Here is a 25,122-nt window from a genome sequence, read left to right on the forward strand (position 1 = left end):
GCTCACCCCCTCCCCCTCCCCCTCCCCCGCTCAACAGGAGATGTCCATGTCTGTCTCTGTCTATGGCTCCTTCGCGGAGCTGCCGACCGCTGAATGGGACTCGCTCACCATAGGCTCCAATATCTACTCCACCAGCAAATTCGCGGGAGTGCGCGAAGAGACGCTGCCACCCGAAGCGCGCGCCCGCTACCTACTGGCACGCAACAGCGACGGTGTCCCGACCGCGGGTCTGGAGGTGTACAGCTTCACCAAGGCACCGCACGACCTCTATGACCCGGCAGACTTGCTGCGCGAGGTGATCAGTGACGAGCGAGCGGCCCGCCTGAACACGAGGCCCATATCCATCGCGGCGGGCTGGTCGGAGTTTCGCGGTCAGGTGCCCGGTCAGGCAAATGTCTCAGCCGAGCAGCGGGAGCGGGCCCTCGGCCAGGTCACCGCCGGAGCGCTGCGACTGGCCGAGCAGGCGCGATCGAGCGTGTTGGCCTACTGCTACCTACCGCTGGAAACGGCACACGAGCTGGCGAAGGCTCACGCTTCGGACGGAGCGGTACTGCTGTGGCACAACGTGGAGACCAGTCTGCCGATCGGCCTGTGGTCGGACTTCGAGGAGTATGTCGCCTGGCTGCCCTCTGGCCGACGGCAGCGTGTGCGCCGCGAGCTGCGTAGGTTCCGGGAGAGCGGGCGGGTCGTGTCCGAACACCCGCTGCCAGAGGTGGTGAAGGAGATTGCGCCGCTGAACAGCTCTCTCATGCAGAAGTACGGGCATACCGCGCACGATGAGGAACGCGCGGTGACCCTCTTCGATCGGCAGAGTCGTTTCCTGGGCGATGAGAGCTCAGTCCTGGTCTCCAAGGACAAAGACAAGGTCATCGGCTTCTTGTTGCGCTACCGACAACACGACATGCTGTACGCCCGATCCGCCGGTTTCGACTACTCGGTACCCAACGCCGACGACTACTACAACTTGATGTTCTACCACCAGATTGCTGACGGCGTGGGTCGCAGCATCGAGAGCATCCACCTGGGCATCAACACTTTCGAGGCCAAGATGCGCCGAGGAGCCATGCCGACTCCGCTCTACAGCGTGTTCGTCGGCGTGGACCGGCCATTGGAGACCCGGGACAGTGTGGTGCGCGAGTACAACCGGACCCGATCGGCTGGCTTTGTGGCTGAACACGACAAATACGTGGTGGGTGGTATCAACACCGACGACTGGCTGCTGAACTGACGTTGCGCGGGGCACACCCACACTGGCCGTCAGGCGGAGCACATGGCCGGTGTGCTGCTCAGCCGCGCCGCCAACTGACGGATTCCCGGCTCCCATGCGTAGGAGAACCGGCCGTGCACGCACGGGTGCTGCGCGCGCAGTAGGTATCTCTCCGCCAGTTCCTCCAGCAGGTCCTCGGCCTGCTGGTCGCTGATCCCCAGGACCGCAGCGCCGAGCGCCGGTGTGAGCCGGTCGGGGACGCCGGGCGACAGCAGCGCGTAGGCCAGGGGTCGTAGCTCGGAGGGCAGCGTAGCCAGCGTCCGGTCGAGACCGGCCCGTACACCCAGCGGATCCCTGTCGGTGTCGTCCGACGCGAGGGCCCAGTCGGTGGCCTGGCGGGCCGTCCAGTGCGGACGGCGGCGCAACTGCGCGGCGAGCGCGAAGAGTGCGCCGGGCAGGCCCCGGCAGAGCCGGGTCAGCCGACGCAAACCCGCCGGGTCCATGGTGACGCGGTGTCCCGGCACGGAGGACTCCAGCAGGTGTAGCGAGTCGTCGAAGGAAAGTCCGGTCAGCTCGACATGGGCCGCCGACGAGGACACGAACAGCCGCTGGCGGCTGCCGATCAGCACTCCGCAGCCCGCACCGGACGGCAGGAGCGGCGTCAGGTCCCGTACGACACACACGTCGTCGAGCACCACCAGGACACGGAGGTCGGCGGTCCAGGTACGGAACAACAGACTCAGGTCGGTCGTACTCAGCCGCAACTGCTCCTCGGTCGCGCCGAGTCCGAGCAGGAACGAGCGGAGGATCTCGGCAGGTTGCACCCGCCGCCCGGCGCCGTCCCGAAGACGCGCGTAGAGCCGTCCGTCCGGATAGTGACCGCTCGCCTTGTGCGCGGCGTGCAGACACAGCTCGCTTTTGCCCGTGCCGGGGGCGCCGCCCACGATCACGAGCGGCCGGTCCTGGCGCCCCTGCCCGGCCAGGACCGCGGTGACGCGCGCCAGTTGGTCGGCGCGTCCGGTCAGCGGCTCGCGCGGGGCGGGCAGATGGCAGGGCGCCCGCGTGGCGGCGGTCACGGCCGTGAGCCGGCCGGCGGGACGCAGCAGCGCCTCGTCCGACGCGAGCATGGCCGTGTGCAGCGCCTGGAGCTGGGGCGAGGGGTCGAGCCCCAGCTCGGCGGCGATCCGCTCGCGGGCCCGCCGGTAGACCTGGAGGGCCTCCACCCGTCGGTCCATGCGGTAGAGGGCCGTCATCAGATTGCCCTGGGCCCGCTCGTCCGTCGGCTCCCGGCCGGCCATCGCCGCGAGTGCGCCGAACACCTCGTGGTGCCGGCCGAGGTGCAGGTCGGCTTCGATCCGCAGGTGGTGGGCGCTGGTACGCGACTCCTTCAGGCGGTCCGCCTCGGCTTGCAGCATGGGCCCCTTGCGCACGTCCACCAGGGCGTCGTCGCGCCACATGCGCAGCGCCGCGGCCGCCGTTTCGCGAGCCCGGGCGAAGTCTTCGTCACCGAACTCGGCGCGGGCACGGGCGAGCAGCGGCTCGCACCGGAAGGCGTCCACGTGGTCAGCGGGCAGCGACAACTGGTAGCCGCCGTCGACGGTGCCCAGCAGCGGCCCGGCCGCCCGCACCACGCCGCCGCGCCGCGGATTGCCCAGCGAGAACCTCTTCCTGAGCTGATACACGTACGTCTGCAACGCTGTATGTGCGCTGGCGGGCGGGTCGCCCTCCCACAGCTCATCCATGAGGTGCTCGAAGGGCACCACGCGGCCCGCGTTCAGCACGAGCATCGCCAGTGTCTGACGTACTTTCTGGGCGGCCGGTGCCATGTTGACACGGTCATCGTCCACGTATGCCTGGAGTGGCCCCAGAAGGTTGATTCTCATGAGATTCGCCCTGCTTCATATTGGTTCGTTCCCTGCCACACCGGCCGGCCGCGCCGTCGGGCCCCGACCGCTCGGGCCGGCCGGTCACAGGGTCGGCCCGAGGGGTGTCAGGACCTCGTGGAGCCGGTGGTGGCGGCCAGCGTCGGGTGGTGCCGGGCGACGATGTCGGGGAACGAACGGATCAGCCCCTTCATCACGTTGTCGCCGTAGAGGGCGAACAACGGATTGTCGGCGACGTCGATGACGCCGTCGGCGCCCTCAACGTACGGGCTGGGCAGCGGCCGCATCGTGGCGTCGAGCCGGGGGTTGAAGAAGAAGGGGATGGAGTACCGGTTGACGCCGGGGGCGGGCCGGACCACCCGGTGCGGGGTGGCGCGTATGTAGCCCCTCGTCGCCACCTCCAGCAGCTCTCCGAGGTTGACCACGAACGCCCCGGGGATCACCGGCACGTCGATGAACCGGCCCTCCTCGACCGCGACCTGGAGACCGCCGTTGTCGTCCTGGACAAGGAGGGTCAGGAGCCCGAGGTCGTTGTGGATGCCGGTGCCCTGGCCGGTGCCGGTGTCGTCACTCCTCCCCGTGGGGCCGGGGTAGTGCAGGAGCTTCAGGTGGATCTGGGGGTCCGGGTCGACCACGTCGTCCAGGAACCCGGCGGGAGCGTCAAGCGATTCGAGCATCAGCCGCAGCAACCGGTGGGACAGCGCGGTCAGCCGGGTGATCCAGGACTCGATGGCCGGCCGCAGCTCCGGCATCGCCTCCGGCCACTCGTTCGGGCCGATCAGGCACCGGTAGGCGGGGTCGCCGGGCGCGGGGGTGCGCGCGGGCTGTTCCGGCCCGATGTCCAGCTGCTGACGCTGGTCGGGAACGCCCTTGGTGTGTTCGCGGCCGAGTTCGGAGTAGCCGCGGAACAGAGGCGAGTCGAGGATGTTCAGCGCGAGCCGGTCGGGCTCGGGCAGGGCGAAAAACCGGCGGGCCGATTCGAGCATGTCCTCGGCGTCCCCGACCCCGTGGCCGACGAGCTGGAAGAAGCCGACCTCGTGGATGGCCCGGCGCAACCGGTCCAGGAACTCCGCGCGGGTCCGCGCCGAACCGGCGGCGTCACGGAGGTCGAGCACGGGCAAGCTGTCGGTCATGTCAACTCCTGCTCATCGCTGGTCCGATAGGTCGTCGGATCGCTCACGCCGGCGTCCCGGAACGCTTCCTGCCGCTCCCGGCAAGCGGCGCACCGCCCGCACTGCCGGGCACCGCCCCGGAAGCAGCTCCAGGTCTCGGTCCAGGGGACGCCGAGCTTCTCGCCGAGCGACACCACGTCGCTCTTGCGGAGCGTGACCAGGGGCGCGGTCAGAGTCAGGTCCGGGTGTGCGTAGCCGCGAGTGGCGATCCGCTCCATGGCGAGGAAGGAGTCGATGAACGTGGCGTTGCTGTCGGGCGCCGCCTGGAGGTCGTCGACAACGCCGACGGCGACCGCCTCCGCCTTCTGAGCGACGGCGACCGCGAAGGCGACGGACAACAGCAGGGCATTGCGGTTGGGCACGACGTTCGGGCTCCCGCCGGACGCGCCAGTTCGGTGGTCGGGCACGTCGACGCTCGGGTCGGTGAGCGAGGACCCGCTCAGAAGCCTGCCGACGAGGCTGAGGTCGACGACATCGTGCGGGACCCCGAGCCGTCGCGCCGCCTTCGCGGCGAACTCGTGCTCGATCAGATGACGCTGGCCGTAGTTCACGGACAGCAGGTGGAGGGTGTGTCCTTGCTCGTGGAGGTGGTGGGCCATGGTGACCGAGTCCAGGCCACCGGACACGATCGCGACAGTTTTCGGCATACGTCGCCTTCCGGAAAACGAAGGGGGATGAGGGATCAGGGCAGCGGTGCGCGGAGCACCGGAAATGCGGCGGCCGTGGGGGCTGCCGTCACGCCGCCGGCGTGGCCGGGACGGTCAGCTGGTCCGTTCGGTGGCCCTTGCGGTAGGTCAGCTCGACCTCGGGCCGCGCGCCGTCCAGCTTCGTGGTGATGGTGCGCTCGTCGCTCCAGCCGACCAGGCGGTACTCATGGGGGCCGATGGCCTCCAGCGGGAAGAGGTGGTCCTGAGGAGAGCGGACGGCAAGGCCCCTGCTGGTGTCCTCGATGCTGAACGAGGTCTGCGGCTGCGGGCCGGTGAGCGACCCGAACACCTCGATCTCCAGCAGGTGCTCCGGGGCCTCGAATGAACACCGCGCGGCTTTGCGCTCCGCTTCGGTCGTAGCCACGGCCGGACGGTTGTAGAGCACGTCCGAACCGTTGAAGTAGTCGGCCCACCCCGCCGGGAACAGCTTCGCGAGTTCCGGGGTGGCCAGCACGTCCACGACGAGATGGACCCGGTGGTCGGTACCGACGTTCTGGATCTGGTGCTTGCGGCTGAAGTCGCCGAACCAGAACTCACCGGGCTGCCAGCGGTGGATGGCTCCGTCGAGGTCCAGGAACGCCTCTTTCTGGGTGATGACCGGCATGTGCAGCCGGGCCATCCCCCAGTCCGGGGCGAACTTGGGGTCGGAGTGTGGGTAGCCGATCACGTTGGGGCCGAGGTCCATGAACCGGGCCGCGTAGAGGGGGCCGGGGATCGAGCGCAGGGTTTCGCGCACGTAGGGCATGTGGTCCAGCCACTCGGTGTCGGCGAACTCCACACTGCCCGGACCGCCCGGGTCGGTACGTGTCTTGTCGCCGCCAGGGCTGCGCACCGCGAGGCAGCGCCAGTCCTGCTCCGCCCACCTGGACACGCGCCCGTTCGTGTACGAGCTCTGCTCGTCCCACAGGTGGTCGCGGGCCGTCATGAGGTCGGCCAGCAGCCGGTCGGCGTCCAGCGTGGGGAGCAGCCGCACCGCTTCCGCGGGCGTCGAGGAGTCATTTGTGTTCATCGTTTTCCTTCCACGTCGGCTGATGCAGGTGTGTCGTGAAGAGCACCGCTTGTACGCAGCTCTCCCGTCCGGATGCAGAAAATGGCGGTGATGAGCGCCGGTACGGCGACCACGGCGAATGCGGGTGGGCCCAGTACGGAGGCGAGCGACGCTCCGGTGGATGTGCCGAGGGCGAAGCCGGCGGGGACGATGCTCGTGCCCCAGCTCTGGACCTCGTTGGCGCGACGGGCCGGTGCGGAGCCGGCGACCGCGCCGAACAAGGCGGAGAAGGTTGCCCCGGTCGCGATGCCGGCCAGCGGGCAGACGGCGAGGGCGGCAAGAGGGGACCACGCCATGGCGATCGCCACCGCGACGGTTCCGGCAAGGAACGACGCGAGCAGCCACGGCGTCGTGACCCGCCTGCGGAACGCCGAGGGCAGAACTCCGAAGCCCATGGCCCCGGCGATGCTGGCGATCGACAGTGCGGTCAGATAGAGCCCGCTCCATGCCTTCCTGCCGTTCGCCTGCGCCTGGATGGGCAGCGCGATCTCCAATGAACCCAGAGCGCAGCAGAAGAAGAGCAACGCCGCGCGGATCCAGTACAACCGGGCCGGGATGCGCTGCCGTCGGGTGTCCGCGCCCGGCCCATCGGTCGATCTGGTGATCGCGCGACCACGCGATCCGAGCAACGCAACAACGACGGCCATTTCGACGCCGCTGAGGACAAACACCCAGACCGGCGAGAACGCGGTGGAGAGCAGCGTCGCCACCAGCGGCCCCGTGACGAGTGCGAGGTCGATCAGCGCCGATTCGAGGGCGTTGGCGGATGCTCTGCTCGCGGCGGTCGGTGCGGCAGCGTTCCAATAGGCCAGGAACATGGCACCGACCGGCGGAAAGCACAGGCCGGCGACTGCGGCGGCACCGAGGAAAACGGCGAACGGCAGGTGCGCCAGCACGGCCAGAACCAGACCCGTCATGCCGACGAGATAACCCGCCAGGCAGCACCCCAGCACGGCACCTCGCCTGCCGCGATCGACCAGCCGGCCCCGCAACGGTCCGGAGATCGCGCTCGTGAACAGCATCGTGCCCGTGCCGAGTGCCGCGCGGGACGCTGAGTACTCGGGCGACGCGAACAGCAGGACAGCGATCGAGAACATCGCCGCGGGAAACTTCGACAGCAGCGAGAGCACGGCGATCCCGCGGGTGCCCGGCACGGCGATGAGTTCGCGGTAGCCCTCAAGGGCTCCCGAGTCCTGCGGATCTGTCTCGGCCCATGGATCGCTCACTGTCTTCGTTGCCGGAGTCAGCGGCTTCGTCACGTCCGGAGCAGGTCGAACAGCTCGCTCCGGAGCCCGGAGCTCGTGCCGAACTCCCCGCGCAGAGCGGTCGACGTCATCTGCGCGGCAGCTTTGATGCCCCGCATCGACATACAGAGGTGCTCACCCTTCGCGATGACCGCGACGTCCGGGGTACCGCTGAGGTTGCTGATCTCCAGCGCGATCTGGTCCACCAGGCGCTCCTGCACCTGCAACCTGTGGGCGTAGTGATGGGCGACCCTCGCGAACTTCGACAGGCCGAGCAGTTGCCCCGCCGGCCGGTAGGCGATGGTCACGGAGCAGTTGAACGGCAGTAGATGGTGCTCGCACAGCGACCAGACCTGGATGTCCGAGACGATGACGAGCTGACTCGTGCCGATGGACTCGAAGAGCGTGCCGAGGGAACCCGGCTCGTAGTTGATGAACTCGCGCCACCAGCGGGCGAACCGCGCAGGTGTGTCGCGCAGCCCGTCGCGGTCGGGGTCCTCGCCGATCTCTTCCAGCAGTTGGCGGGCGAGCCCGATCAGCGGGTCCTCGGTCGTCGTCGGCGCCGACGGGGCAGCAACACGGTCCAGTTTTGTCACCGTCATGCGGTCACCTCTTCTGGCTTCGGAATGATGGATGTCACGGGCGGTACTCGGCCCATGTCTTGGGGGTCTCCGAGACACGCACGCCGGTCAGTTCGGGAAACTCCATCGACCAGGTCCTGTAGATCCAGGCGGCCATGTGCTCGGCCGTCGGATTGTCTTCCATCACCTCGTTCAGATGTTGATGGTCCAGGTGGTTGTCGAGCCACACCTTGAATGCCGACAGGTCTCCGTAGTCGCGAACGAAGCCGACGGGCAACAGATCTGCGTCCTCGGCTCCGAGTTCCAGCTCGATCACATAGTTGTGTCCGTGCAGGCGGGCACACTGGTGATCGGGAGCGAGGCCGGCGAGCTGATGGCTGGCCGAGAATTCGAATTTCTTCGTGATGCGAAAGGTCATCGATCCGAGTTCCGTTCTTGTTTGCGCGCGCTGTTGTTCATACGCCGCGTGTGTCGTCCCACAACAAGGTGTGCAGTCGGGTCGTCAGATTCCAGCCGCGCTCCACCACCGTGTCGGCCAGCTCGCCCATGTGTTTGGTGACGTCGTCGGCGGTCCGCCCGATCGGCATGATCCACACCGAGGCCAGGTCGAATGCCTCGACCAGCTCGGCCACCTCGTCGAGATCGTGATCGTTCCGGCAGACGAATTTAAAGGTGCTGCTCGGCAGTGCCGAGAGGCTGGTGAGTGCGGCGGGGACGATCCTGCGTTTCGGGGTGTCGCCCGAGTGCGACAGCTTCGGCGAGACGTTGAACCGGACGCCGGCGGCGACGAGTTCGGGGTGCGCGGCATGCGTCCCGTTCGTCTCGATTTCGATCTCTTTACCGTGTGCGGTCAGTGCCGCCACCAGTGGAACAAGTCGCTCCTGCTGCCCCAGGGGCTCGCCGCCGGAGATCACGATGAGGTCGGTATCGAATTCCAGCAGTTCCGCGAGGACGTCGTCGACCGGGCGACGGTGCAACTCCTTGCGCGGATCGTGGGCGACTCCGGTGTCACTGGCTCCGGTCCAGTCCCATGTGTAGGGCGTATCGCACCACGAGCACGACAGATTGCACCCACCGAGCCGCAGGAACGCGCATCTGCGTCCCATGGACCGGCCTTCGCCCTGGACGGTCGGACCGAAGATTTCGTTGACTACGAGATCCTGCTCCATGGCGCACCGCTTCCTAGGAGTCGGACGGAATGACGGCCGCCGGCTTCTGCGCCTGCACGATGAACCAGTGCCGACGCAGCCGGACGCACTGATCCACAGTCGCCGCGGCGACGTATCGCTCGAAGGCTTCCTTGTCGGCCGCCGGGTCGTAGTCCTCGAGGATCGGCACTTGCTGCAAAAACGTGCCCAGATCGCCGGGCGAGTGGTAGAACTCCTCGAACCTGAACGCCTGACTTCTCGCTACGACGAAGCCCGCGTCGAACAGATCCCGCGCAACCCGCTCCGCCAGGGGTTGACCGTTCCAGCTGCCGAAGTCCTGACCGCGGCCGAACGTCTCCTTCAGCTCCCGCGCGTCCTGCTCCCCGATACCCATGTACACCACGGCTCCACCAGGGCGGAGCACCCGCTCGAACTCGTCTGCGATCAGCGGGCCGCGGCGGGAGGTGACCACGTCGGTGGACCCGTCGGGCAGGCCGGTATGGGCCGCGTCGCACAGCTTGAAGATGACGTGCGACAGACCTGCCTCTTCCCGGTACCGTTCGGCGACCGCCAGCATCGACGGCGACAGATCGATGCCGGTCACGGCACCGTACGCGGGAGAGTTCCGCAGCAGTCGGCGCCCGTCGGCACAGCCGACATCCAGCAGCCGGGCCTGCGGGGCCCCCAGTGCGGCCACCAGTTCGTCGAAGACGGCATCCGGGCGGCCGTCGGGAAATACATCGGTGCTCTGCGCGTCGCTGAAGTATCCGCCGAACCGCTGGGCCACCCACGAATAGAACTCCGCGTCCATCGTCATCGGCCGTGCGCCTTCCCGTGAGCCACGGCCGAAAAGAACTCCGGCAGTGCACAAGCCGGTTTCTTCCTGTTCCGCGCGAATTCACTGATATGATCTGCGGCTGTCATTCGAACCACTCCTTGAGGGCTGCCCCCGAAGGGACGCCGAGGTTTGGCAGAACCCAATCTCCGATGTCGCCCTATCGCAAAGGAATCACGGCACATCTCCGGCGGGGTTGAGGCCGGGATAGGGAGGTGATAGCGCGAGCATGCGGCCGCGATGGGCTCCCGGCGGATACGTGCTGTCGACAACGACGGACGCACCGCGAGACGGGCCGGGCCCTGTTGATCGGTGGCGGTCGGACGACGTCGTTGTCCAAGGTGTTTACGGAGTCCGCCGCAGGGAGGTCAGGTCGGGGACGCTGCCGGCGATCGCTTCGGCGAGCGCGGCGGGCTGGGACAAGAAGGGTGAGTGGGAGGAGTCGAGTTCGGTAACGGCGGTCGGGGAGGCCGACACGGCGTCGATCTCCTTGATGAAGCGGTGTTGCAGCGCCAGGGGGATGGCGTTGTCCCGGGTACAGGTCACGTACGAGTGAGGGATGTTGCCGTAGCGCTGCGCGGTGACGGTCAGTTCCTCACCGGGAATCCCTACCGGACCATCCGGACTGAGCAGGGCGATCGCGGCATCCGCGGTGCGGCCGTCGACGTCGTTGTAGAAGGCGTCCTTGATCTGGTCGTGCCTGTCGGGGTCGTCGAAGTCGATGCGCGCCGCGCCGACCACCGCGGGGTCGGCCGCCAGCAGTCGGAGCAACTTCTCGCCGGCGTTTTCGGGGCATGTGCTGTAGAAGGCCGCCGGCACCCCGCTCACCGGTGCGAGCGCGGATACATAGACGAGCCCGCCAACGAGTTCCGGAGCGAGTTCCGCCAGCGCGGTGGCAACGACACCCCCCATGCTGTGCGCGACCACCAGACATGGCCGACCGGCGCCGATCGTTCGTATCCGGTCGGCGAGGGAAGCCGCCGCGGACGATGCGGTGACGGTCCTGACCGGTGATGGTTCGGTGGCGAATGCCTCCGCGTCGAACGGCCGGGCCCAGCGGGTGCGCGGTGCGGGGCCGCGCAGTCCGTGTCCGTCGAGGTCGACCGCGACCGACGGGATCCCACAGCCGGCCAACTGCTCGGCCACCGGGTTCCAACACCAGCTGCCGTGCCAGAAGCCGTGCACCAGGACGACAGGCAGGGAGTTGTTCATTCTTCCTCACGTATTCGTAGGGCGCGGCCCCGGGCAGGTGACGCATACGGGTCCGCTGTGCGTGGGAGTCAGCGGGCCGCTGTGATGCTGAGCCCGGCGAGGCGGCGGGGTTCGCGGGTGGCGGCGACCGCGTAGCCGGCGCCCCCGGCGATGGCGAGTACGGCGTAGACACCGGCGGTGTTGAGGAAGAGGGAGGCGGCCGAGATGAGGGCGAGCCAGGAGCCCAGGTTGTAGTGCAGGGTGTTACGGCGTACGGCGCCTTCGGCGATGTTGATCAGGCCGACGATCAGGCCAGAGCCCGCGGGCCAGAGCACGTTTTGGAGTTCGGGTTGGCCGGTCGCGGTGGACAGTCCGGTGACGGCCAGGAACAGGGCGGTGAATCCGGTGGCCCAAGCGGTTCCGAGGAGCTTCTCCGCGCGTCGCCGGGATTCGCTCGCGCCCTGTTGGGCGCGTTTTACCGCACGCAGGTTCAGCACCAGACCGGGCACCAGACCGGTGAAGAAGAGGGTGAGGGGCAGCCAGACAGGCAGGGTGAGCACGGGGTCGGTGCCTTTGGAGAGCGCGGCCGCGCCGTGGCCGATGACGAAGGCGAGCGTGAAGCTGGTGTAGGCGGCGCTGCTGTCGACCTCACCGGGCGGGATGGCGCTGACCGGGGCCGGTGTGGTGGGGGCGTTGAGGGTCATGGTGGGAACTTCCAGAAAATCGACGTGCTGATGCGGGTGGGCTGAACCTCGTGGAGGTACGGTCAGGGCCGGGCTGTGCGGGCGTGACCGCGGTGTGTGTCCCTCAGACATCCGCGATGATGACGACTTTGCCCAGCACGGTGCGCGATTCGGCGAGCGCCAGTGCTTCCGCGGTGCGGCTGAGCGGGATCCGGGCGGCGATCTGCGGTTTCACCGTGCCGTCGGCGACCAGCCGCAGCACCTGGGTGATGTCCTCGCGCAGTCGGGCGCGGAAGGAGTCCAGACGGCGCCGACCCGCCCAGAAGTTGTAGAACAGTGCGCTCCTGCCGTTGGGAAGGTAGTTCCACGCGAGCAGGCGCGCGAACAGCGTGATGAACCCCAGTGGCGAGCTGCCCTGCTCGTTCTTCTGCGCCGCCGCGCCGTAGTTGACCAGGGTTCCGCCCTTGCGCAGCAGCCGCCATGACTGCACGAGACCGGGGCCGCCGACGTGGTCGAAGACCGCGTCCACCCCCTTGGGGACCAGCTTGCGGATCTGCTCGTACATGTTCGGGTCGCGGTAGTCGACGGGGATCGCTCCCAGTTCCCGCACCGCGTCGTGGTGGCGGGCGGAGGCGGTGCCGATCACCCTGATCCCGGCGTGCCGGGCCAACTGCACCAGGGTGGAACCCACGCCGCCGTTGGCACCCAGCACCACGACCGTCCCGCCCGTGCGGACGGAGGCCGAGCGGTGCAGCATCTGCCAGGCGGTGGCACCGTTCACGAGCACGGTCTCAGCGGCGGCCACGTCGACCCCCTCCGGCACCGGCACCAGATCTCCGGCTTCCACGTACACGTGGCTGGCCCACCCGCCGATCTTGGTCACTGCGGCGAACCGACGCCCCCGCAGCGCCGGGTCCACACCGGCACCGGTGGCCACCACCGTGCCCACCACGTCATAGCCGGGCACGAAGGGGAACGGCGGCTGGTCGTAGTACTTGGCCAGACGCATCTGCTGCTCGGCGAACGACACACCGGACGCCTCCATCCGCAGGACGACCTGCCCCTCGCCGGGGGCCTGGAGCTCACGGACCCTGACCTCCAGGCCGTCGGGCTCGACCGGGCCGGGCAGCACGATCTCGGTGACAAGGGTGGTGACAGGGCTGGCCATCGGGTACCTCTTCGAACTCACTGGTTGACTCGACTTCATAGGTGGGGCGGGCAGTCAGCCCGCCTCGAAAGCGATACGGATGAATGTCGCGGCGCGGGCGGGTCGTTACTCCGCCATGTCCCCCGACGCCGGTGCCATGGCGGCACCTCGGCGGGCGTGCGCCCAGGCTCCGCGATCGAGCCGGGGCTGCCGCCGTGGTGCCGCCGTGGTTGGTCAGATCCCGTGCTTGCCGGGCGCGGCGCTGCCGCTGTACTCGCCGAGATCGGACACCAGGTCGGAGACCTCGGGGTTGCCGGCGTACCTGCGCCGGTGGATCTCGGCGATCTTCGCGCCCAGTTCCGGGTCCGGGTCGTCGGAGATGTCGAACGACACGAACTTGTCGACCAGCGGCAGGCCGACCCGGTCGACCTCGAGGTGTGACGGATGGTTCATCAGCGTCTCGTAGGCCGCGAGATCCTCGACGACGGAGACGGCGCCGTAGTCGTACTCTCCGCCGAAGTCCCGGCCGAGGACGAACGACTTGAGCAGCGGGACCGAGTCGGCGGCATCCCGCATGATCTTGAGGACGGCCTCCACATCCTCCTGCGGCACTCCGGGCTTGACGGAGAAACGGATACCGTGGTGAATCATCGAATTTGTCCTTTCAGTGATGGTGTCGCCGCGGTTGCGCGGGCCGATGGCGGTGGTCGCCATGGCGGCAACCACCGCGATACCGGCCAGGTGAAGGAGTCAGCGACACCGAGGGCATGGATCGGAGTCTGGACGACCAGCTGTGAGAGGGACTGGCCGAGGAAGATCCCGGTGATGGGTCCGCTGGAGGACCGGCCACGCCGAACGAGTGGGGCGAGCTCGGGCAGAGGCCAGATGAGGCCGGGGATGGCGAACCGAAGCCGCTATGCGTTCAAACACGCCCGATCTCCTTTGGACCCCTATGCGAAACGAAGCAGTCGGGCTGACGCGAAGGGGATGTGCGTTCGTGCCGATGCTGAGAGACGACGGGCGTCACACCCGGAAGGCGGTGTCGCGCTGCCCGTCGCCGTTGAAGACGCTAGCGATCCAAAAGAAGATGTTGCAGTATTAAGTTTTTCGAGCGGTGTCAGATTTTTTGAACGGTGCACATACTCCTGATGACATGTGAAGGTGATCGTCGTACGGTCGTCGCATGCCTTCAGAGGAACCCGCGACGGCCATACCGTCCCTGCGGCAGCGGCGCCGGGCCGCCGCCGTCCAGGAGATCGTCAACGCCGCTGAGCAGCACATCACCGAACATGGGCCCGGCGCCCTGTCACTGCGCGCGATAGCCCAGAGCCTCGGCATGACCGTGCAGGCGCTGTACCACTACTTCCCGAGCCGGGACGCTCTGGTCACGGCGCTCATCGCCAAGGCGTACGAGGATCTGGCCGATGCCCTGGAGGAGGCCGTCGCCTCTGTGGAGGACGATCCGGCCGTGCCGCGCTTGATGGTGGTCGCCGAGAGCTACCGCCGCTGGGCCGTCGAGCATCCCGAGCTGTTCCAGCTCTTGTACGGCGCACCGCTACGTCATTACGCGGCCCCCGCCGAGGGCCCGACCACCCAGGCGGTCCGCCGGATCAGCGGCCTCTTCGAGCGTGCCCTGTTCGACGGGTACACCGCGGAGCAGTTCGCCGCGGCCGACATGCCTGAGCTGTCGGTCGGCTTCAGGAAGTTCACGGAAGGACTGACTCCGGACGGCCGGGGAGAGCTGCCGGCCTCCGCGACGGCGCTGTTCCTGGGCGCGTGGGGCCGTATGCACGGGCTGGTCTCACTGGAGGTGTTCGGGCACACCTCCTTTATCGGCGTCCACCAGGAGGAGATCTTCCGCGTGGAGATGCAGAGCCTTTACCAGGACATCCGCAAGCGCCTGCCGGCCACCGGACAGCCACCCAAAGACGCCGTTGACAAGCGCGGCACCCGTGACCGTCAAGGACCTGCTTCCCCCTGACAGGTGTGGTGATCCCCCGTTATGTTTTTCGCGGTCCTGCAAGAGGGCCGCGAAAAACATAACGGGGGCAGCGGTGGTTCCGGTGTCCCTTGCTGGTGGCGCTCCTGGACTCGGTGGCCGCGTTCATCGGGAGCCCTGGGATTTCAGGGCTCCCGGGTGAGCTGCTGTGCGGGGTGTCAGCGTGCGAATTTTTCGATGGCGGCTGGGGTGACGGGAGTGAAGAAGTTGACAAGGTTACCGTCGGGGTCGCGGAACAGCAACGACCGGTTGCCCCAGGGCATCGTGGTGGGCTCGGTGACGAAGTCGGTGACGAAGCCGGTCAGGTTCTGGTGTACGCGGTCCACGTCGTCAACGAGGAACTCGGTGATCACGCTGTGGTTGTCCGCCGGGCGGGCAGAGCCCGGGGCGAACAGCGGGACGGTGCGGGTACCGGCGATCGCGAGCGTGGCGCCCGCGGTCCTGAGTTCGGCGAAGTCCTCGGTAGCCCACGTCGCCCGCGCCCCCGTGGCCCGCTCGTAGAACTCGACGAGGCGCGCTACGTCGCTGGTGATGATGCGGATCGAGACGAACTCCATGGAAATCTCCTTGGCTGTGCTGGAAGCGTGCACATCGCAGGCTAGGAGAAATAGTGGACAGAATCGGCCCTGTATTCACGTCAGGCCGCGGACATACCCCGACCCACCGGCCACGTGCTGACACTCCTGGAACTGATCCAGCCAGGCGACACCGGACGGTGGCCGAGCCCGCCGACCGCCTCGGCGTCGAAGGGCACACCGCGCGCCGGTATGTGGACCAGCTCATCGACCTGGACGTACCCGTGGAAACGGTGCGCGGCCGCTACAGCGGGTACCGGCTCACCCCGAGTACCGCTTGCCTCCGCTCATGCTCAGCGACGACGAGGCGCTGGCCGTGCTGCTCGGCCTGGGCGCCGGGCGCCGACCAGGGTTGACGACAACGCAGCACACGGCAAGCGAGACGGCACCGGCGAAGATCCGACGGGTGCTGCCCAAGCACATCGCCCGACGGCTCGACACACTCCTGGAATCCCTCGCCTTCACGGAACAGGCTAGCCAGTTCGACACCCCTGGACGCCGAAGTCCTGCTCACCACCGCCGATGCGGTGCGCCACCGCCGACCGGTCTCGATCCGCTACACCGACCGTGACGGACGGCGCGGCGAACGCACGCTGCACGCGTACGGGATCGTCGCCCATACGGGCCGGTGGTACGCCGCCGGCAAGGACGACCAGGTCAGCGAGGACCGGACCTTCCGGCTCGATCGCATCGCTGACGCGCGGGCCCTGCCCGGCTCATACGAAACACCCGTGGGTCCCGCTCCCAGCACAGCGCGTGTTGTCAGGGTTCGCCACGGCCGAGTACCGGTATGAGGTGACCTTGCGGATCCACGGGACAGTCGACCAGATCCGCGCCCGCCTGCCAGTCGGCGCCGCGAGTCTGGAGGAGCACGAGTCCGCGGCAGGCCAGGACCGGGCGACCGAGCGCTGGCTCCGCGTCGAGCCGCCGGTGGAGCGGCTCGGCTGGTTGCTTCCGGCACTCGCCGCACTCGACCGGCCGTTCGTCATCGAGCGCCCCGATGAACTGCGCGACCCCATCACCGCGCTCGCCGATCGCCTTGCGTCCTTCGCTCGCCGAGCCTGACCGCGAGGAACCGATGTCAAGAGACGGCACGTCGCCAAACCGACACATCCATCCCGAAGGTGTGGCCCCGGCTGGCGTTGCGCCAGCACGTCAGCCGGGCCGAGCCGTGCCGCCCGTGGCCAACAGCCCCAGGCCGGACCGCGGACCCCTGCGGCCGGATGGTCAGCCATACCCCCTGGAGAACTGACCACGGCAGACCAGCACGGACGTCCGCCGGTCTCATCCGGAGCGTGAGCAATGGCGGGCAGAGGGCGCGTTACCTCACCAGGCGCCGGGCCACCACGCGTGGGCCAGCGGTGCTCACCAGACAGCAGCGACTTTCCCACGACCGACGCATGGCATACCGCAAGCGGAGGTCTCTCCCCCTGACCACAGACTCGGTCATCAAAGCCATCAGCTACCTCCGGCCAGCAGGCCAGCAACACCGAAAGACGTCTTCGAGTCCGCCACCGCGGAGCCTCGCGCATCCCGGGCCCGTCCCACGGCAGCCGCGCGGCAACGGGCGGCAACGGTGCGCATCCTTCCAAAGCGATGCGCAGCGCGCGGCCGCACAGCCGGGCGGGCGGGTGCGCAGGTTGCTGCGCACCCGTGTTGGCCGATGCTCCCGGCCACGCCGCGCCGCACTGAGCCTCCGCCAACTTGAAAGCCCAGGTCAAAGGGCTGGTGTGCTCGTCTGTCGGCGTGCTCGCGCTGGTCGTGAGCGGCAGTCTGAGCTGTAGATCATCTGGCGAAGTTGCCTCGCGCTCGGATCGAGTGCCGGACAAGTTGTTGATCGATGGACGTAGCGATGGGGCAGAGTGGGCGGATGCCTGAGTCGTCCTTGCCCGGAGGTTTCGTCAATGCGGTCGTTCGTGTCGGAGACACGGTGCGCCGTCCAGCCTCGGCTCGCACGAAGTTCGTGAGTGAGCTGCTGAGGTTGTTCGAATCCAGTGGCTGGAGTGGTGCTCCGCGGTATCTCGGTATGGACGACGAGGGCCGTGAAGTCCTGAGCTACCTCGATGGCCATGTGGCATGGGAGCCGCGCCAGCCCGCTGCCGTGTCATCCGACGAGAGTCTGGTGACGGTCGCCCGGCTCGTGCGTGAATTCCACGACCTGACTGCCGGCACCCCGCTGGCCGGAGACCAAGAGGTTGTGTGTCACAACGACCTGTCGCCCAAGAACACCGTCTATCAGCTGTGCAGTGGCGAGCTTCGGCCGACGGCGTTCATTGACTGGGACCTTGCTGCGCCTGGCGCGCGGATCCACGACATCGCTCATGTCTGCTGGCAGTACCTCGGTCTGGGCCCTTCGGTCACCGACGTCGAGGAGGTAGCCCGGCGCATGAGGCTGGTCGTCGACGGCTACGGGTTGTCGGACCGGCAACGTCTCGTGTCCACGATCTTGTGGTGGCAGGACCGGTGCTGGCGGGGCATCGAGGCCCAGGCCGATGGGGGTGACGTCGCCATGGCCCGGCTCCGTGACGCAGGGTCGGTGAGGCAGGTCCAGATGGCCTACCGGTGGGTTTCCGATCATCGGGCTGCGTTGGAACGCTCAGTGCGGTGAGCGCGTCGGTAATGGTCGCGGTCGGTCCGCTCGTTCCTTCCCGTGGCGGTCGGAGGGCCTTCTAGCATCCGACGCATGCTCGATCCCGAACTGCTGGAATGGATCACCGCGCGCCGTGCGCAACTGGACGAACTCGAAGAACAACTGGTCAAACAGCTGGTGGAGGCGCGGGCCGAGCGAGACGAACTCGCCGTCACCGAACGTGTCCTTGACCGGGTGAGCGTGCAGCTCGCCGACGAACGCGCCTCGGCCGCGCCAGCACCCGGGCAGGTGGGCGGCCGACCAGTGATGCTGATCCCGCACCGCATGCCGGAAGTGGAGGAGACCATGCTCCCGCCGGACTACCAGCCCATCCTGGCTGCCGTGTGGCAGACCGCCGGACCGGTCATGGCCCGCCAGGTCGGCGAGATACTGGGAGTCGACGTCACCGTGCGGGCCAAGCTGGAACCGCTGCGGGGGAGGCTGGTCAGACTCGCTGATCGTGGCTGGCCGCGCAAACCGCCGGACAGCCGCTTCACCACCCGCCTGTGATCAGAGACGCCATCGCCCGGAGCAGTGCGCCACGGGCGTAACCGCGGTGCCTCCGACGGCCGTTGGATTTGCGTGACGAAAACCGAAGAATACGCCGAGGACACCTGCCCGCTTGTCCACCAGTGCCGTCTGCCGCTGTCCATGCGGACCGTCAACCACCTCGCTGGTCTGCTGCGAGGTCACCTGAAGGCGATACGGTCCAAGTGACGGATCCTGCCGCCCGGACGGATCGCGGTGATCGTCCTGGCCGTGCTGCGCCACGACCAGCGCCTGGCCGACATAGCCGGCGGCAACAACGTCTCTGCGGCGACCGTCCGCCGCTGGCGCGACGAGCTGATCGCCCTGCTCGCCGCGCAGGCACCGCGCCTGGACCGCGCCCTGAAGAAAGTCGCCAAGCGGGGCGGGGAGGTGGTCCTGGCCGACGGCACCCTCATCCCCACCCAGCGCCGCACCGGGAAGGCCGACCGGCCGAACTACTCCGGCAAACACCACCATCACCGCCTGCACTTCCTCCCTCTGACCGACGAGAAAGGCCGCCTGATCTGGATATCCGCCGCCCGGCCCGGCCACACGCACGACGTCACCGCCGCCCGCCACGACCACGTCCTGGCCCACCTGCGCGCCGCCGGCCTCGGCGCCCTCGCGGACTCGGCTTCCGCGGCCTGGACAGCGACGTACGCGACCCCGTGATCGTCACCGGCTTCCACGCAGGACTCGTGCCATGACCCGGGGCAGGAACTCGACCACTTCCGGCACGCCGCACCCCCACCCCCCGACCCAGACACACCACAAGCTGATCAGCACAGGCCGGACCACCCACTACTGATCAGAAAAAGCGGCTCCTGGGCAGCTGCGAATGCGTTGGGGGGATCCGGTGAACGTCCGCCGTCCTCGGGGCTGAGGGTTTCGCTACCCGGCTCCGAGGACGGCTGCGGTCATGCGCGGGGGCTGCCGCTAGCTGATCTGGAAGTTGGTGATCACCATGCTGTGATCCGAGGACGGGCTTTTGATGACCTGAGCAGGGCTCTGCAACGCCGGTGCGCCCCGGTACAGGATGTAGTCGAGCTTGACGGTGCCCTTGGTTGTGCGGTGAGTCGGGTCCGCGTCCTTCAGACCCGCCCGGTACAGCGGTGTCACCTGACGGGGGGTGGCGTTGAGGTCGCCCATGATGATCTGTGCGGTCTCCGCGCCTGATGCCGCCCAGCCGGCGAGCTGGTTGACGTTGTCCGTCGGCTTTTCCCAGCCTCCGGTGTTGTTGTAGGCGTGGGTGTTGACGATACGGACGGGCCGTGGGCCGATGTCGATCGTCTCGGCAAGGTATCCGCGCCTTTGGCTGTCGGAGGTCCGGTAGTCCCGTTTCACCACCGAGCGCGGCTTCTGCTTGGACAGGATGACCTGGCCCTGTGAGCCAAAGCCGCAGGCCCAGTGGATGTTGGTCGGGCGTATCTCCACGTGGTAGTCGAGCCCTCGGCCTTTGAGCCATCTGGCCAGGACGGGGGCGTCGTTGGTGCATGCCTCCTGGAGGGAGACGACGTCGGGCTTCTGGTTGGCGATCACGTTCACCCAGCCCCAGAAATTCTGGACTTTCTCGCTGTTGATGTTCCATGTCATCACCCTCAGCGATGCTGCTTGTGCTGTGGCCGATGCCCCGCCGGACGCTTCGGAAGAAGCCACCGCAGACGTGGACAGCACCGGCGAACAGGCGATGGCGGCGGCAGCCGCTGTGATGGCCCACCGGCGTGAGATCTTCATGTCCCTACCCCCGTTCTCTTCATTGTCGGATGCACAGGAGCACCGCCTAACGCAGGCCCGCGTACACCATGTCGTGATCGGAATGCGGCGAACCGACGACGGTGTTGCCACCGGGCGCCGTGATCCCGCGCAGCCAGATGTAGTCGAACTTCTTCCGACGAGGATTGGCATCCGCCGTGGGCGCGCAGGCCGGGTAGTTCTCCGCCCGCCCGCAATCGGGGTCGGCGTCCCGGAAGCGGCTCGACCACATCCCACCGAGTTCTGCATACTGGGGCTCGGCGTTGAAATCCCCGAGGATGACCGCCCGTGCCCGGCTGCGAGTCGCCCGGGTCAGCTCAGCCACCTGCCGGGCCCGCTCCGTGCGTTGTCCGGCCTGGGCCAAGTGCGTGTTGTACACCCAGGTCGCTTTGCCGTTCACCGTGGTGCGCACCCACATGTAGCCGCGCTCTTCTGTGCCGCCCTGGCTGTACAGCTGGTTGCCGCGCTCGGCGATCGGAGTCGCCGACAGGACCGCCTGGCCGAAAGCGTTCCCGCCCCACAAGCCACAGTTCCAGCGGTCCCCCCTGACCGTCCCGTAGGCCACGTAGTACGTCAGCCCCATGCGCTTGAGCTGGCTCTGGATCTCCTTGACGTCCGCCCGGCACGCCTCCTGGAACCCGATCACCTGCGGCCGCAGGCGGGCCACCTCACGGGCCTGCGCCGACACGTCCTCACCACCTGCGTGCAGGTTCCAGGACATGACCCGGTTCACCACCGGGGCACGGGTGCTGCTCACCGGGCCGGACGCCGCGTTGGCCGGCACCGGGGCCGCATTCACCGGGCCGGGAGCCGCGCCCGCCGGGCCCGTAGAGGCCAAGACCGCGGCCGCCAGGCCCAGCACGATGGCGCTCGCCCGCCTCCGATTCCGCTTCGCAGGCACGGCGGAGGGAAGTTCACCCGCCACCACGCCTGCCACACGAATCCATCTGAGCTGCATAGGGATTCTCCTTCCGATTCGGGTCGTTCTCGCCCTGTGGATGATGAAACGGCTACGTGCCACCCAGGTGTGGAGAAACCCACACCAAACCTCGCATCCGCCGGTGACACAGGCCGCCGACCGTGCCGTGAATGACATCGGGTCACCGCGGCCGGCCAGCCGTTACTCAGTCTTGATGAGCGGCTGCCCGCTCTTCCAGGTCAGAGCCATGTCCCGGACACGTCCCGGACACGTCCAGGTGAGCGGCCTGCGATCTCTTCCGCTGTCCCGGACACGGGCCCGACCCGCCCTCACAGACGACCGCCGGCCTCAAGCCCGGTTTCATCGCTGTGCGAGCTCTTCAACGCGACTCACGGCTGCGCAACCGGCAGAGGCCCACTTGCGCAGCCCACCCTCAAGGCACTGAAGAACACACGGCCCCATTGCGCCCCCGACCGCCTCGGCAGATTCCTTGCCGCCCGGCAGCCGCAGTCACAAGCGGCGTATCGCCCACCGCACAATCGCTCGCCGCACATACGCCGGCAGCTCTTGGCGGGCAGCAGACCCGGATACCGAGCGCCGGGCGGACCACCCCTTACAACACCCGACCCTGGATCAGGACGCCCCGGCAAACTCATCAACAACCGGAGCCACTCCAGTCCATCCGGTCGGCCGCGCCCGTGCCCTGCCCCGCCCCATTGAGTCGTCTGCCCAAGGAGCCAAGTCGTCGGACTCGCCTCCCAGCCACCCCGGCCGCGAGGCCAGCGTCCAGGAAGGTCACCTGTTCCGGCTTGCGGGCGAGTTGCCGCCCGAACCTGCCTTGCCAGGCAGCGAGATCCGACCGGCGCTTGATCGCCTGCTACAGGGTCTCGGGGACTCCGTCCCTGTCACCGTCCACGATGGGCGCCTGGATGTGCTGGCCCGCAATGCTGCGGCGACCGAGCTCCTCGGGGAGCCCGCCACCACTGGCCGGTACGGGCGCAACATCGTCCACCAGGGCTTCACGGCATCGGCGCGTCGCGTCCTCGGCAACGAGTGCGCCGACCTCTACGCCCGCTGGGCGACGGCAGAGCTCCGTTCCGCCATCGGCCGCTACCCCGACGATGAGCGCCTCCGCGGTCTCGTCGCCGAACTGTCCGCCACGAGCGGCGATTTTCGGCGTCATTGGGCCCACGGCGAGGTCGCCACCGAACGGTCTGGTGTGAAGCGGTTGCGCCATCCGACACGAGGATGGCTGACGTTCCAGATCGAAATGCTGCACAACACCGCACGGGATCACTGGATCGTCATCTACGCGCCCGCCACCTGACCCGAAGCGCCGAGAAGGGATGCCTCGTTCTCGAACATCTCCGCCGCACCCTCGACTGCCGGATCTTGACCTCCTACATCATCTGGCCTGGTCACAGGCGTCGTCCGGACTGCAATTGGCTGATGGTGTGTCAGGACTCGTCGCCGGTAGCGGCAGTGGCGGGCGACGGCCTGACGTCTGCGCCGCCAACTTTCGACCAGCTCACCGCGTGAGGCCATACGGCTCCGGGCCGGCGTCTTCCCTACGTCACCGAGCGGACCAGGTGCGCCACGTGGCGCACCTGGTGCGCTCGGCTGTCCAACGGACGATGCCCAGTTCAGAGCCGTGTTCCACGCCTCGTTCGGCGATGACCGGGCGGATGCCGCGCTGTCACAACAGTCGCCGGTACTTGTCGTGGTCGTAGCCGCGGTCGGAAAGCAGCGCGTCCGGCCGGTGCCTGGGCCGGCCGACGACGTCGGCAACCGCGGGGATCTTGTCGAGCAGGGGCAAGAGTTCCGACGGTCAGCGACGTTGCGAGCAGTCGACGCGCTGCGTCCGGGCGGGCTCCTGGTCGCCGTGCCCGGGGCGTCCCGCCCCGCCCCGCGTCGCGGAGGCGGCGCAGGCGGCCGAGGTCCGCGCGCCCCCGTTCCCCGTCGAGCCCGACGGCGCCGGGCTGGCCACCATCGCCTATCTGCTCGCAAATGGGGCGGTCGAGGCCGAGGCGGCCGAGGTGTTCGATCTCGAGGAAGTCGCGAAGGCCCGCGAAGCCGGGCGGGCCGGTCAGGCCGGCCACGCGCGCGGCAAGATCGTCCTGCGCGTGAGGCACTGAGCAATCTCGGCCAGGTCGTATCCATCGTCGGGGCGAGGCCGCGCGCAGATGGCGCTGGGAGTGCCGACCGTGCTCAGCCGGCAGCGGTGCCCAGCACCGTGCGCAGCGACGACAGCGCCTCAGCGAGCAGTTCGCGGAGCGGGCGCTTCTCGCTCGGCTGTACCCAGCGCTGTTCCGCGGTCTGCTGGATGAGGAGCCCGATGCCCGCCGTCAGCAGCGCGGCGTCGCCGTCCAGGCCGCGCTCGCGCAGGGCAGCGGCGATTGTGGCGGTGAGCGCGGCGCGCTTGGCCTCTTCGCGCTCCCGCAGCTCCGGGGTGGCGTCGACGATCTCGCGCCGGCGCGCGGCCGGGATCCGGAGTTCCTCGAGCACCTCGTCGCCGGCGGCCTGAAGGCCGTGCAGGACGGCCTGGAGCGGCGGGGTGCCCGCGGGGCAGGCGGCGACCTCGCGGGCGACGACCTGCTTATGCAGCTCGGAGGTGCGCCCGAACAGCACGTCGCGCTTGTTGGCGAAGTGGTTGAAGAAGGTCCGCTCGGTCAGCCCCGCGCGCTCGGCGATCTGAGCGACCGTCGTCTGGTCGTACCCCTGCTCAGTGAACAGTTCGATCGCGGCGTCGTGCAGACGCCCGACCGCGTTCGGCTCCCATCTCGGCATGCCTCCCAGCGTAGCGTTTGCAGTCTCTGCAATCACGGTTGTACCTTGATTGCAGAAACTGAAGTCGCGGCGCCCGCCACCCAGGATGGCGCCGGAAGGAGCATCAGCATGCGCGTCTTCGTCACCGGAGGCTCCGGGCACATCGCCTCGGCGGTCATCCCCGAGCTCATCTCCGCCGGGCACTGCGTCACGGGACTCGCCCGATCGGACACCGCGGCAGCCACGATCCAGGGCTTGGGCGCCGACGTCTGGCGAGGTGACCTCGCCGATACGGACGGCCTGAGCGCAGCGGCTCGCGAGGCCGATGGGGTCATCCACCTCGCGTTCGACCACGCCGCGCAGGGCGCCGGCGACCTCGCCGGAGCCGTCACGGCGGACCTCGCCGCAGTCCAGGCGATCGGTGTCGGCCTCGCTGGTAGCGGCAAACCCTTCGTCGGCACGAACGCGACCGGTGGCATCGCCCTCGCGGGATTCTCCGGTGTGCTCACCGAGGACGTCGTCCTGTCCGGCGGCCCGCGCATCGACACGGAGAACGCTGTCATCGCCCTCGCGCAGCAGGATGTCCGTGCCGCCGTCGTCCGCCTGCCTCCTGCGGTGCACAGCAACGGCCGCTACGGCTTCGTCTCGGGTCTGATCGGGATCGCTCGCGTGAGCGGCACGGCCGGCTACCTCGGTGACGGGGCCAACCGCTGGGGCTCCACGGACACCTGCGATGTCGCGCGCCTCTACCGTCTCGCCTTGGAGTCCGCACCCGCAGGTGCACGGCTGCACGCCGTCGCCGAGGAGGGCATTCGGATGCGCGAGATCGCGGAGGCGATCGGTCGCCGCCTCGGTGTCCCCGCTGCCCCCGTTGCGGCTGAGGAAGCGACGCAGCAGTTCGGCTTCCTGACGCCGTTCGTCAGCATGGACAACCCGGTCTCGAGCCAGACCACCCGCGATGCCTTGCAGTGGATCCCGTCCGGCCCAGGGCTCATCGAAGCACTCGAGCGGGACCCGGCCCTCGCCCCGATCGCCGGCTGAGATTCGACGGCCAGGTCACTCGAAGAAATACAGGAACATGTCCATCGCCCTCATCACCGGCACCGGT

The 25,122-nt window shown here is 68.3% G+C and carries 26 protein-coding genes and 1 pseudogene; 10 read left to right on the forward strand and 17 right to left on the reverse strand.

The window, feature by feature from the left end; genetic code table 11:
* The first annotated feature begins 46 nt into the window (after positions 1–46).
* Positions 47–1,228: a GNAT family N-acetyltransferase gene (locus tag AB0E24_RS41065; protein ID WP_359384792.1), complete on the forward strand. Its 1,182-nt coding sequence runs from the start codon at positions 47–49 to the stop codon at positions 1,226–1,228.
* A gap of 29 nt (positions 1,229–1,257) precedes the next feature.
* On the opposite strand, the gene AB0E24_RS41070 is transcribed toward AB0E24_RS41065, so the two are convergent.
* The 13 genes from AB0E24_RS41070 to AB0E24_RS41130 all read right to left on the reverse strand — a co-directional run bounded on the left by AB0E24_RS41070 (position 1,258) and on the right by AB0E24_RS41130 (position 13,497).
* The gene (locus tag AB0E24_RS41070) at positions 1,258–3,090 is read right to left on the reverse strand and encodes an AfsR/SARP family transcriptional regulator (RefSeq protein WP_359384794.1); all 1,833 of its coding nucleotides are present in this window, start codon (positions 3,088–3,090) and stop codon (positions 1,258–1,260) included.
* 107 nt (positions 3,091–3,197) lie between these two features.
* Positions 3,198–4,223 (reverse strand): isopenicillin N synthase family dioxygenase, encoded by a 1,026-nt coding sequence (locus tag AB0E24_RS41075; protein WP_359384796.1) that lies wholly within the window; start codon positions 4,221–4,223, stop codon positions 3,198–3,200.
* Positions 4,220–4,909, reverse strand: coding sequence for a 7-cyano-7-deazaguanine synthase QueC (queC, locus tag AB0E24_RS41080; RefSeq protein ID WP_359384798.1), 690 nt, complete (start codon positions 4,907–4,909; stop codon positions 4,220–4,222). Before queC ends, AB0E24_RS41075 begins: the two co-directional genes overlap by 4 nt.
* 88 nt (positions 4,910–4,997) lie before the next feature.
* Positions 4,998–5,978, reverse strand: coding sequence for an aspartyl/asparaginyl beta-hydroxylase domain-containing protein (locus tag AB0E24_RS41085; RefSeq protein ID WP_359384800.1), 981 nt, complete (start codon positions 5,976–5,978; stop codon positions 4,998–5,000).
* The gene (locus AB0E24_RS41090; protein WP_359384802.1) at positions 5,975–7,276 is read right to left on the reverse strand and encodes an MFS transporter; all 1,302 of its coding nucleotides are present in this window, start codon (positions 7,274–7,276) and stop codon (positions 5,975–5,977) included. The genes AB0E24_RS41085 and AB0E24_RS41090 overlap by 4 nt, the downstream gene beginning before the upstream one ends.
* Positions 7,273–7,863 carry a GTP cyclohydrolase I gene (gene folE / locus AB0E24_RS41095; protein WP_359384804.1) on the reverse strand — a complete coding sequence of 197 codons (591 nt, stop codon included), beginning with the start codon at positions 7,861–7,863 and terminating at the stop codon, positions 7,273–7,275. The genes AB0E24_RS41090 and folE overlap by 4 nt, the downstream gene beginning before the upstream one ends.
* 34 nt (positions 7,864–7,897) lie before the next feature.
* On the reverse strand, positions 7,898–8,260 hold the full coding sequence (locus AB0E24_RS41100) for a 6-pyruvoyl trahydropterin synthase family protein (RefSeq protein WP_359384805.1): 363 nt from the start codon (positions 8,258–8,260) through the stop codon (positions 7,898–7,900).
* Between the two features lie 37 nt (positions 8,261–8,297).
* Positions 8,298–9,011 carry a 7-carboxy-7-deazaguanine synthase QueE gene (locus tag AB0E24_RS41105; RefSeq protein ID WP_359384807.1) on the reverse strand — a complete coding sequence of 238 codons (714 nt, stop codon included), beginning with the start codon at positions 9,009–9,011 and terminating at the stop codon, positions 8,298–8,300.
* Positions 9,012–9,024: 13 nt separating this feature from the next.
* A complete protein-coding gene (locus AB0E24_RS41110; RefSeq protein ID WP_359384809.1) occupies positions 9,025–9,807 on the reverse strand; it encodes a class I SAM-dependent methyltransferase in 783 nt (260 codons plus the stop codon).
* 363 nt (positions 9,808–10,170) lie between these two features.
* Positions 10,171–11,037 (reverse strand): alpha/beta fold hydrolase, encoded by an 867-nt coding sequence (locus AB0E24_RS41115; RefSeq protein ID WP_359384811.1) that lies wholly within the window; start codon positions 11,035–11,037, stop codon positions 10,171–10,173.
* 68 nt (positions 11,038–11,105) lie between these two features.
* Positions 11,106–11,720, reverse strand: a complete 615-nt coding sequence (locus AB0E24_RS41120) for an ABC transporter permease (RefSeq protein WP_359384813.1) — start codon at positions 11,718–11,720, stop codon at positions 11,106–11,108.
* 103 nt (positions 11,721–11,823) lie between these two features.
* Positions 11,824–12,867, reverse strand: coding sequence for a medium chain dehydrogenase/reductase family protein (locus AB0E24_RS41125; protein WP_359384814.1), 1,044 nt, complete (start codon positions 12,865–12,867; stop codon positions 11,824–11,826).
* Positions 12,868–13,080: 213 nt separating this feature from the next.
* Positions 13,081–13,497 (reverse strand): Dabb family protein, encoded by a 417-nt coding sequence (locus tag AB0E24_RS41130; RefSeq protein ID WP_100804631.1) that lies wholly within the window; start codon positions 13,495–13,497, stop codon positions 13,081–13,083.
* 532 nt (positions 13,498–14,029) lie between these two features.
* On the opposite strand from AB0E24_RS41130, the gene AB0E24_RS41135 reads away from it, so the two are divergent.
* The gene (locus AB0E24_RS41135; RefSeq protein ID WP_359384817.1) at positions 14,030–14,827 is read left to right on the forward strand and encodes a TetR/AcrR family transcriptional regulator; all 798 of its coding nucleotides are present in this window, start codon (positions 14,030–14,032) and stop codon (positions 14,825–14,827) included.
* A gap of 176 nt (positions 14,828–15,003) precedes the next feature.
* Here AB0E24_RS41135 and AB0E24_RS41140 read toward each other — a convergent pair whose 3' ends face one another.
* Positions 15,004–15,402, reverse strand: coding sequence for a VOC family protein (locus AB0E24_RS41140; protein WP_102935801.1), 399 nt, complete (start codon positions 15,400–15,402; stop codon positions 15,004–15,006).
* A 93-nt stretch (positions 15,403–15,495) separates the two neighbouring features.
* On the opposite strand from AB0E24_RS41140, the pseudogene AB0E24_RS41145 reads away from it, so the two are divergent.
* The 5 genes and pseudogenes from AB0E24_RS41145 (at position 15,496) to AB0E24_RS41165 (ending at position 19,249) form a co-directional block, all read left to right on the forward strand.
* Positions 15,496–16,485: pseudogene (locus AB0E24_RS41145) on the forward strand (helix-turn-helix transcriptional regulator).
* A 961-nt stretch (positions 16,486–17,446) separates the two neighbouring features.
* Positions 17,447–18,028, forward strand: coding sequence for a phosphotransferase (locus AB0E24_RS41150; protein WP_359384819.1), 582 nt, complete (start codon positions 17,447–17,449; stop codon positions 18,026–18,028).
* Between the two features lie 75 nt (positions 18,029–18,103).
* The gene (locus AB0E24_RS41155) at positions 18,104–18,559 is read left to right on the forward strand and encodes a hypothetical protein (RefSeq protein WP_359384821.1); all 456 of its coding nucleotides are present in this window, start codon (positions 18,104–18,106) and stop codon (positions 18,557–18,559) included.
* A 72-nt stretch (positions 18,560–18,631) separates the two neighbouring features.
* Complete coding sequence (locus AB0E24_RS41160; protein ID WP_359384823.1) at positions 18,632–18,766, forward strand: hypothetical protein; 135 nt, start codon at positions 18,632–18,634, stop codon at positions 18,764–18,766.
* Between the two features lie 27 nt (positions 18,767–18,793).
* Positions 18,794–19,249, forward strand: a complete 456-nt coding sequence (locus AB0E24_RS41165; RefSeq protein ID WP_359384825.1) for a transposase family protein — start codon at positions 18,794–18,796, stop codon at positions 19,247–19,249.
* 264 nt (positions 19,250–19,513) lie between these two features.
* Here the strand turns inward: AB0E24_RS41165 and AB0E24_RS41170 are convergent, their stop codons facing one another.
* Entirely contained in the window at positions 19,514–20,311 is a 798-nt protein-coding gene (locus AB0E24_RS41170) for an endonuclease/exonuclease/phosphatase family protein (RefSeq protein WP_102935802.1), read from the reverse strand.
* Positions 20,312–20,357: 46 nt separating this feature from the next.
* Complete coding sequence (locus AB0E24_RS41175) at positions 20,358–21,266, reverse strand: endonuclease/exonuclease/phosphatase family protein (protein ID WP_359384827.1); 909 nt, start codon at positions 21,264–21,266, stop codon at positions 20,358–20,360.
* Positions 21,267–22,086: 820 nt separating this feature from the next.
* Here AB0E24_RS41175 and AB0E24_RS41180 point away from each other — a divergent pair.
* A complete protein-coding gene (locus tag AB0E24_RS41180) occupies positions 22,087–22,575 on the forward strand; it encodes an MmyB family transcriptional regulator (RefSeq protein ID WP_359384829.1) in 489 nt (162 codons plus the stop codon).
* 472 nt (positions 22,576–23,047) lie between these two features.
* Positions 23,048–23,383 carry a zinc-binding dehydrogenase gene (locus AB0E24_RS41190; RefSeq protein ID WP_359384831.1) on the forward strand — a complete coding sequence of 112 codons (336 nt, stop codon included), beginning with the start codon at positions 23,048–23,050 and terminating at the stop codon, positions 23,381–23,383.
* Between the two features lie 73 nt (positions 23,384–23,456).
* On the opposite strand, the gene AB0E24_RS41195 is transcribed toward AB0E24_RS41190, so the two are convergent.
* Positions 23,457–24,035, reverse strand: coding sequence for a TetR/AcrR family transcriptional regulator (locus AB0E24_RS41195; RefSeq protein ID WP_359384833.1), 579 nt, complete (start codon positions 24,033–24,035; stop codon positions 23,457–23,459).
* 108 nt (positions 24,036–24,143) lie between these two features.
* Between AB0E24_RS41195 and AB0E24_RS41200 the strand changes: the two genes are divergently transcribed.
* Positions 24,144–25,055 (forward strand): SDR family oxidoreductase, encoded by a 912-nt coding sequence (locus tag AB0E24_RS41200; RefSeq protein ID WP_359384835.1) that lies wholly within the window; start codon positions 24,144–24,146, stop codon positions 25,053–25,055.
* The last annotated feature ends 67 nt before the right edge of the window (positions 25,056–25,122 follow it).

The organism is Streptomyces malaysiensis subsp. malaysiensis, from assembly GCF_040653035.1.
In the GTDB taxonomy this organism is placed as follows: Bacteria; Actinomycetota; Actinomycetes; order Streptomycetales; family Streptomycetaceae; genus Streptomyces; species Streptomyces malaysiensis.

Bases quoted from the DNA above. Each gene is read 5' to 3' on its own strand.
- AB0E24_RS41115 (WP_359384811.1), bottom strand. From the start codon at position 11,037: ATGAACAACTCCCTGCCTGTCGTCCTGGTGCACGGCTTCTGGCACGGC.
- AB0E24_RS41195 (WP_359384833.1), bottom strand. From the start codon at position 24,035: ATGCCGAGATGGGAGCCGAACGCGGTCGGGCGTCTGCACGACGCCGCG.
- AB0E24_RS41140 (WP_102935801.1), bottom strand. From the start codon at position 15,402: ATGGAGTTCGTCTCGATCCGCATCATCACCAGCGACGTAGCGCGCCTC.
- AB0E24_RS41130 (WP_100804631.1), bottom strand. From the start codon at position 13,497: ATGATTCACCACGGTATCCGTTTCTCCGTCAAGCCCGGAGTGCCGCAG.
- AB0E24_RS41125 (WP_359384814.1), bottom strand. From the start codon at position 12,867: ATGGCCAGCCCTGTCACCACCCTTGTCACCGAGATCGTGCTGCCCGGC.
- AB0E24_RS41150 (WP_359384819.1), top strand. From the start codon at position 17,447: ATGGACGACGAGGGCCGTGAAGTCCTGAGCTACCTCGATGGCCATGTG.
- AB0E24_RS41070 (WP_359384794.1), bottom strand. From the start codon at position 3,090: ATGAGAATCAACCTTCTGGGGCCACTCCAGGCATACGTGGACGATGAC.
- AB0E24_RS41085 (WP_359384800.1), bottom strand. From the start codon at position 5,978: ATGAACACAAATGACTCCTCGACGCCCGCGGAAGCGGTGCGGCTGCTC.
- AB0E24_RS41170 (WP_102935802.1), bottom strand. From the start codon at position 20,311: ATGAAGATCTCACGCCGGTGGGCCATCACAGCGGCTGCCGCCGCCATC.
- AB0E24_RS41105 (WP_359384807.1), bottom strand. From the start codon at position 9,011: ATGGAGCAGGATCTCGTAGTCAACGAAATCTTCGGTCCGACCGTCCAG.
- AB0E24_RS41110 (WP_359384809.1), bottom strand. From the start codon at position 9,807: ATGACGATGGACGCGGAGTTCTATTCGTGGGTGGCCCAGCGGTTCGGC.
- AB0E24_RS41135 (WP_359384817.1), top strand. From the start codon at position 14,030: ATGCCTTCAGAGGAACCCGCGACGGCCATACCGTCCCTGCGGCAGCGG.
- AB0E24_RS41155 (WP_359384821.1), top strand. From the start codon at position 18,104: ATGCTCGATCCCGAACTGCTGGAATGGATCACCGCGCGCCGTGCGCAA.
- AB0E24_RS41065 (WP_359384792.1), top strand. From the start codon at position 47: ATGTCTGTCTCTGTCTATGGCTCCTTCGCGGAGCTGCCGACCGCTGAA.
- queC (WP_359384798.1), bottom strand. From the start codon at position 4,909: ATGCCGAAAACTGTCGCGATCGTGTCCGGTGGCCTGGACTCGGTCACC.
- AB0E24_RS41120 (WP_359384813.1), bottom strand. From the start codon at position 11,720: ATGACCCTCAACGCCCCCACCACACCGGCCCCGGTCAGCGCCATCCCG.
- AB0E24_RS41100 (WP_359384805.1), bottom strand. From the start codon at position 8,260: ATGACCTTTCGCATCACGAAGAAATTCGAATTCTCGGCCAGCCATCAG.
- AB0E24_RS41200 (WP_359384835.1), top strand. From the start codon at position 24,144: ATGCGCGTCTTCGTCACCGGAGGCTCCGGGCACATCGCCTCGGCGGTC.
- AB0E24_RS41075 (WP_359384796.1), bottom strand. From the start codon at position 4,223: ATGACCGACAGCTTGCCCGTGCTCGACCTCCGTGACGCCGCCGGTTCG.
- folE (WP_359384804.1), bottom strand. From the start codon at position 7,863: ATGACGGTGACAAAACTGGACCGTGTTGCTGCCCCGTCGGCGCCGACG.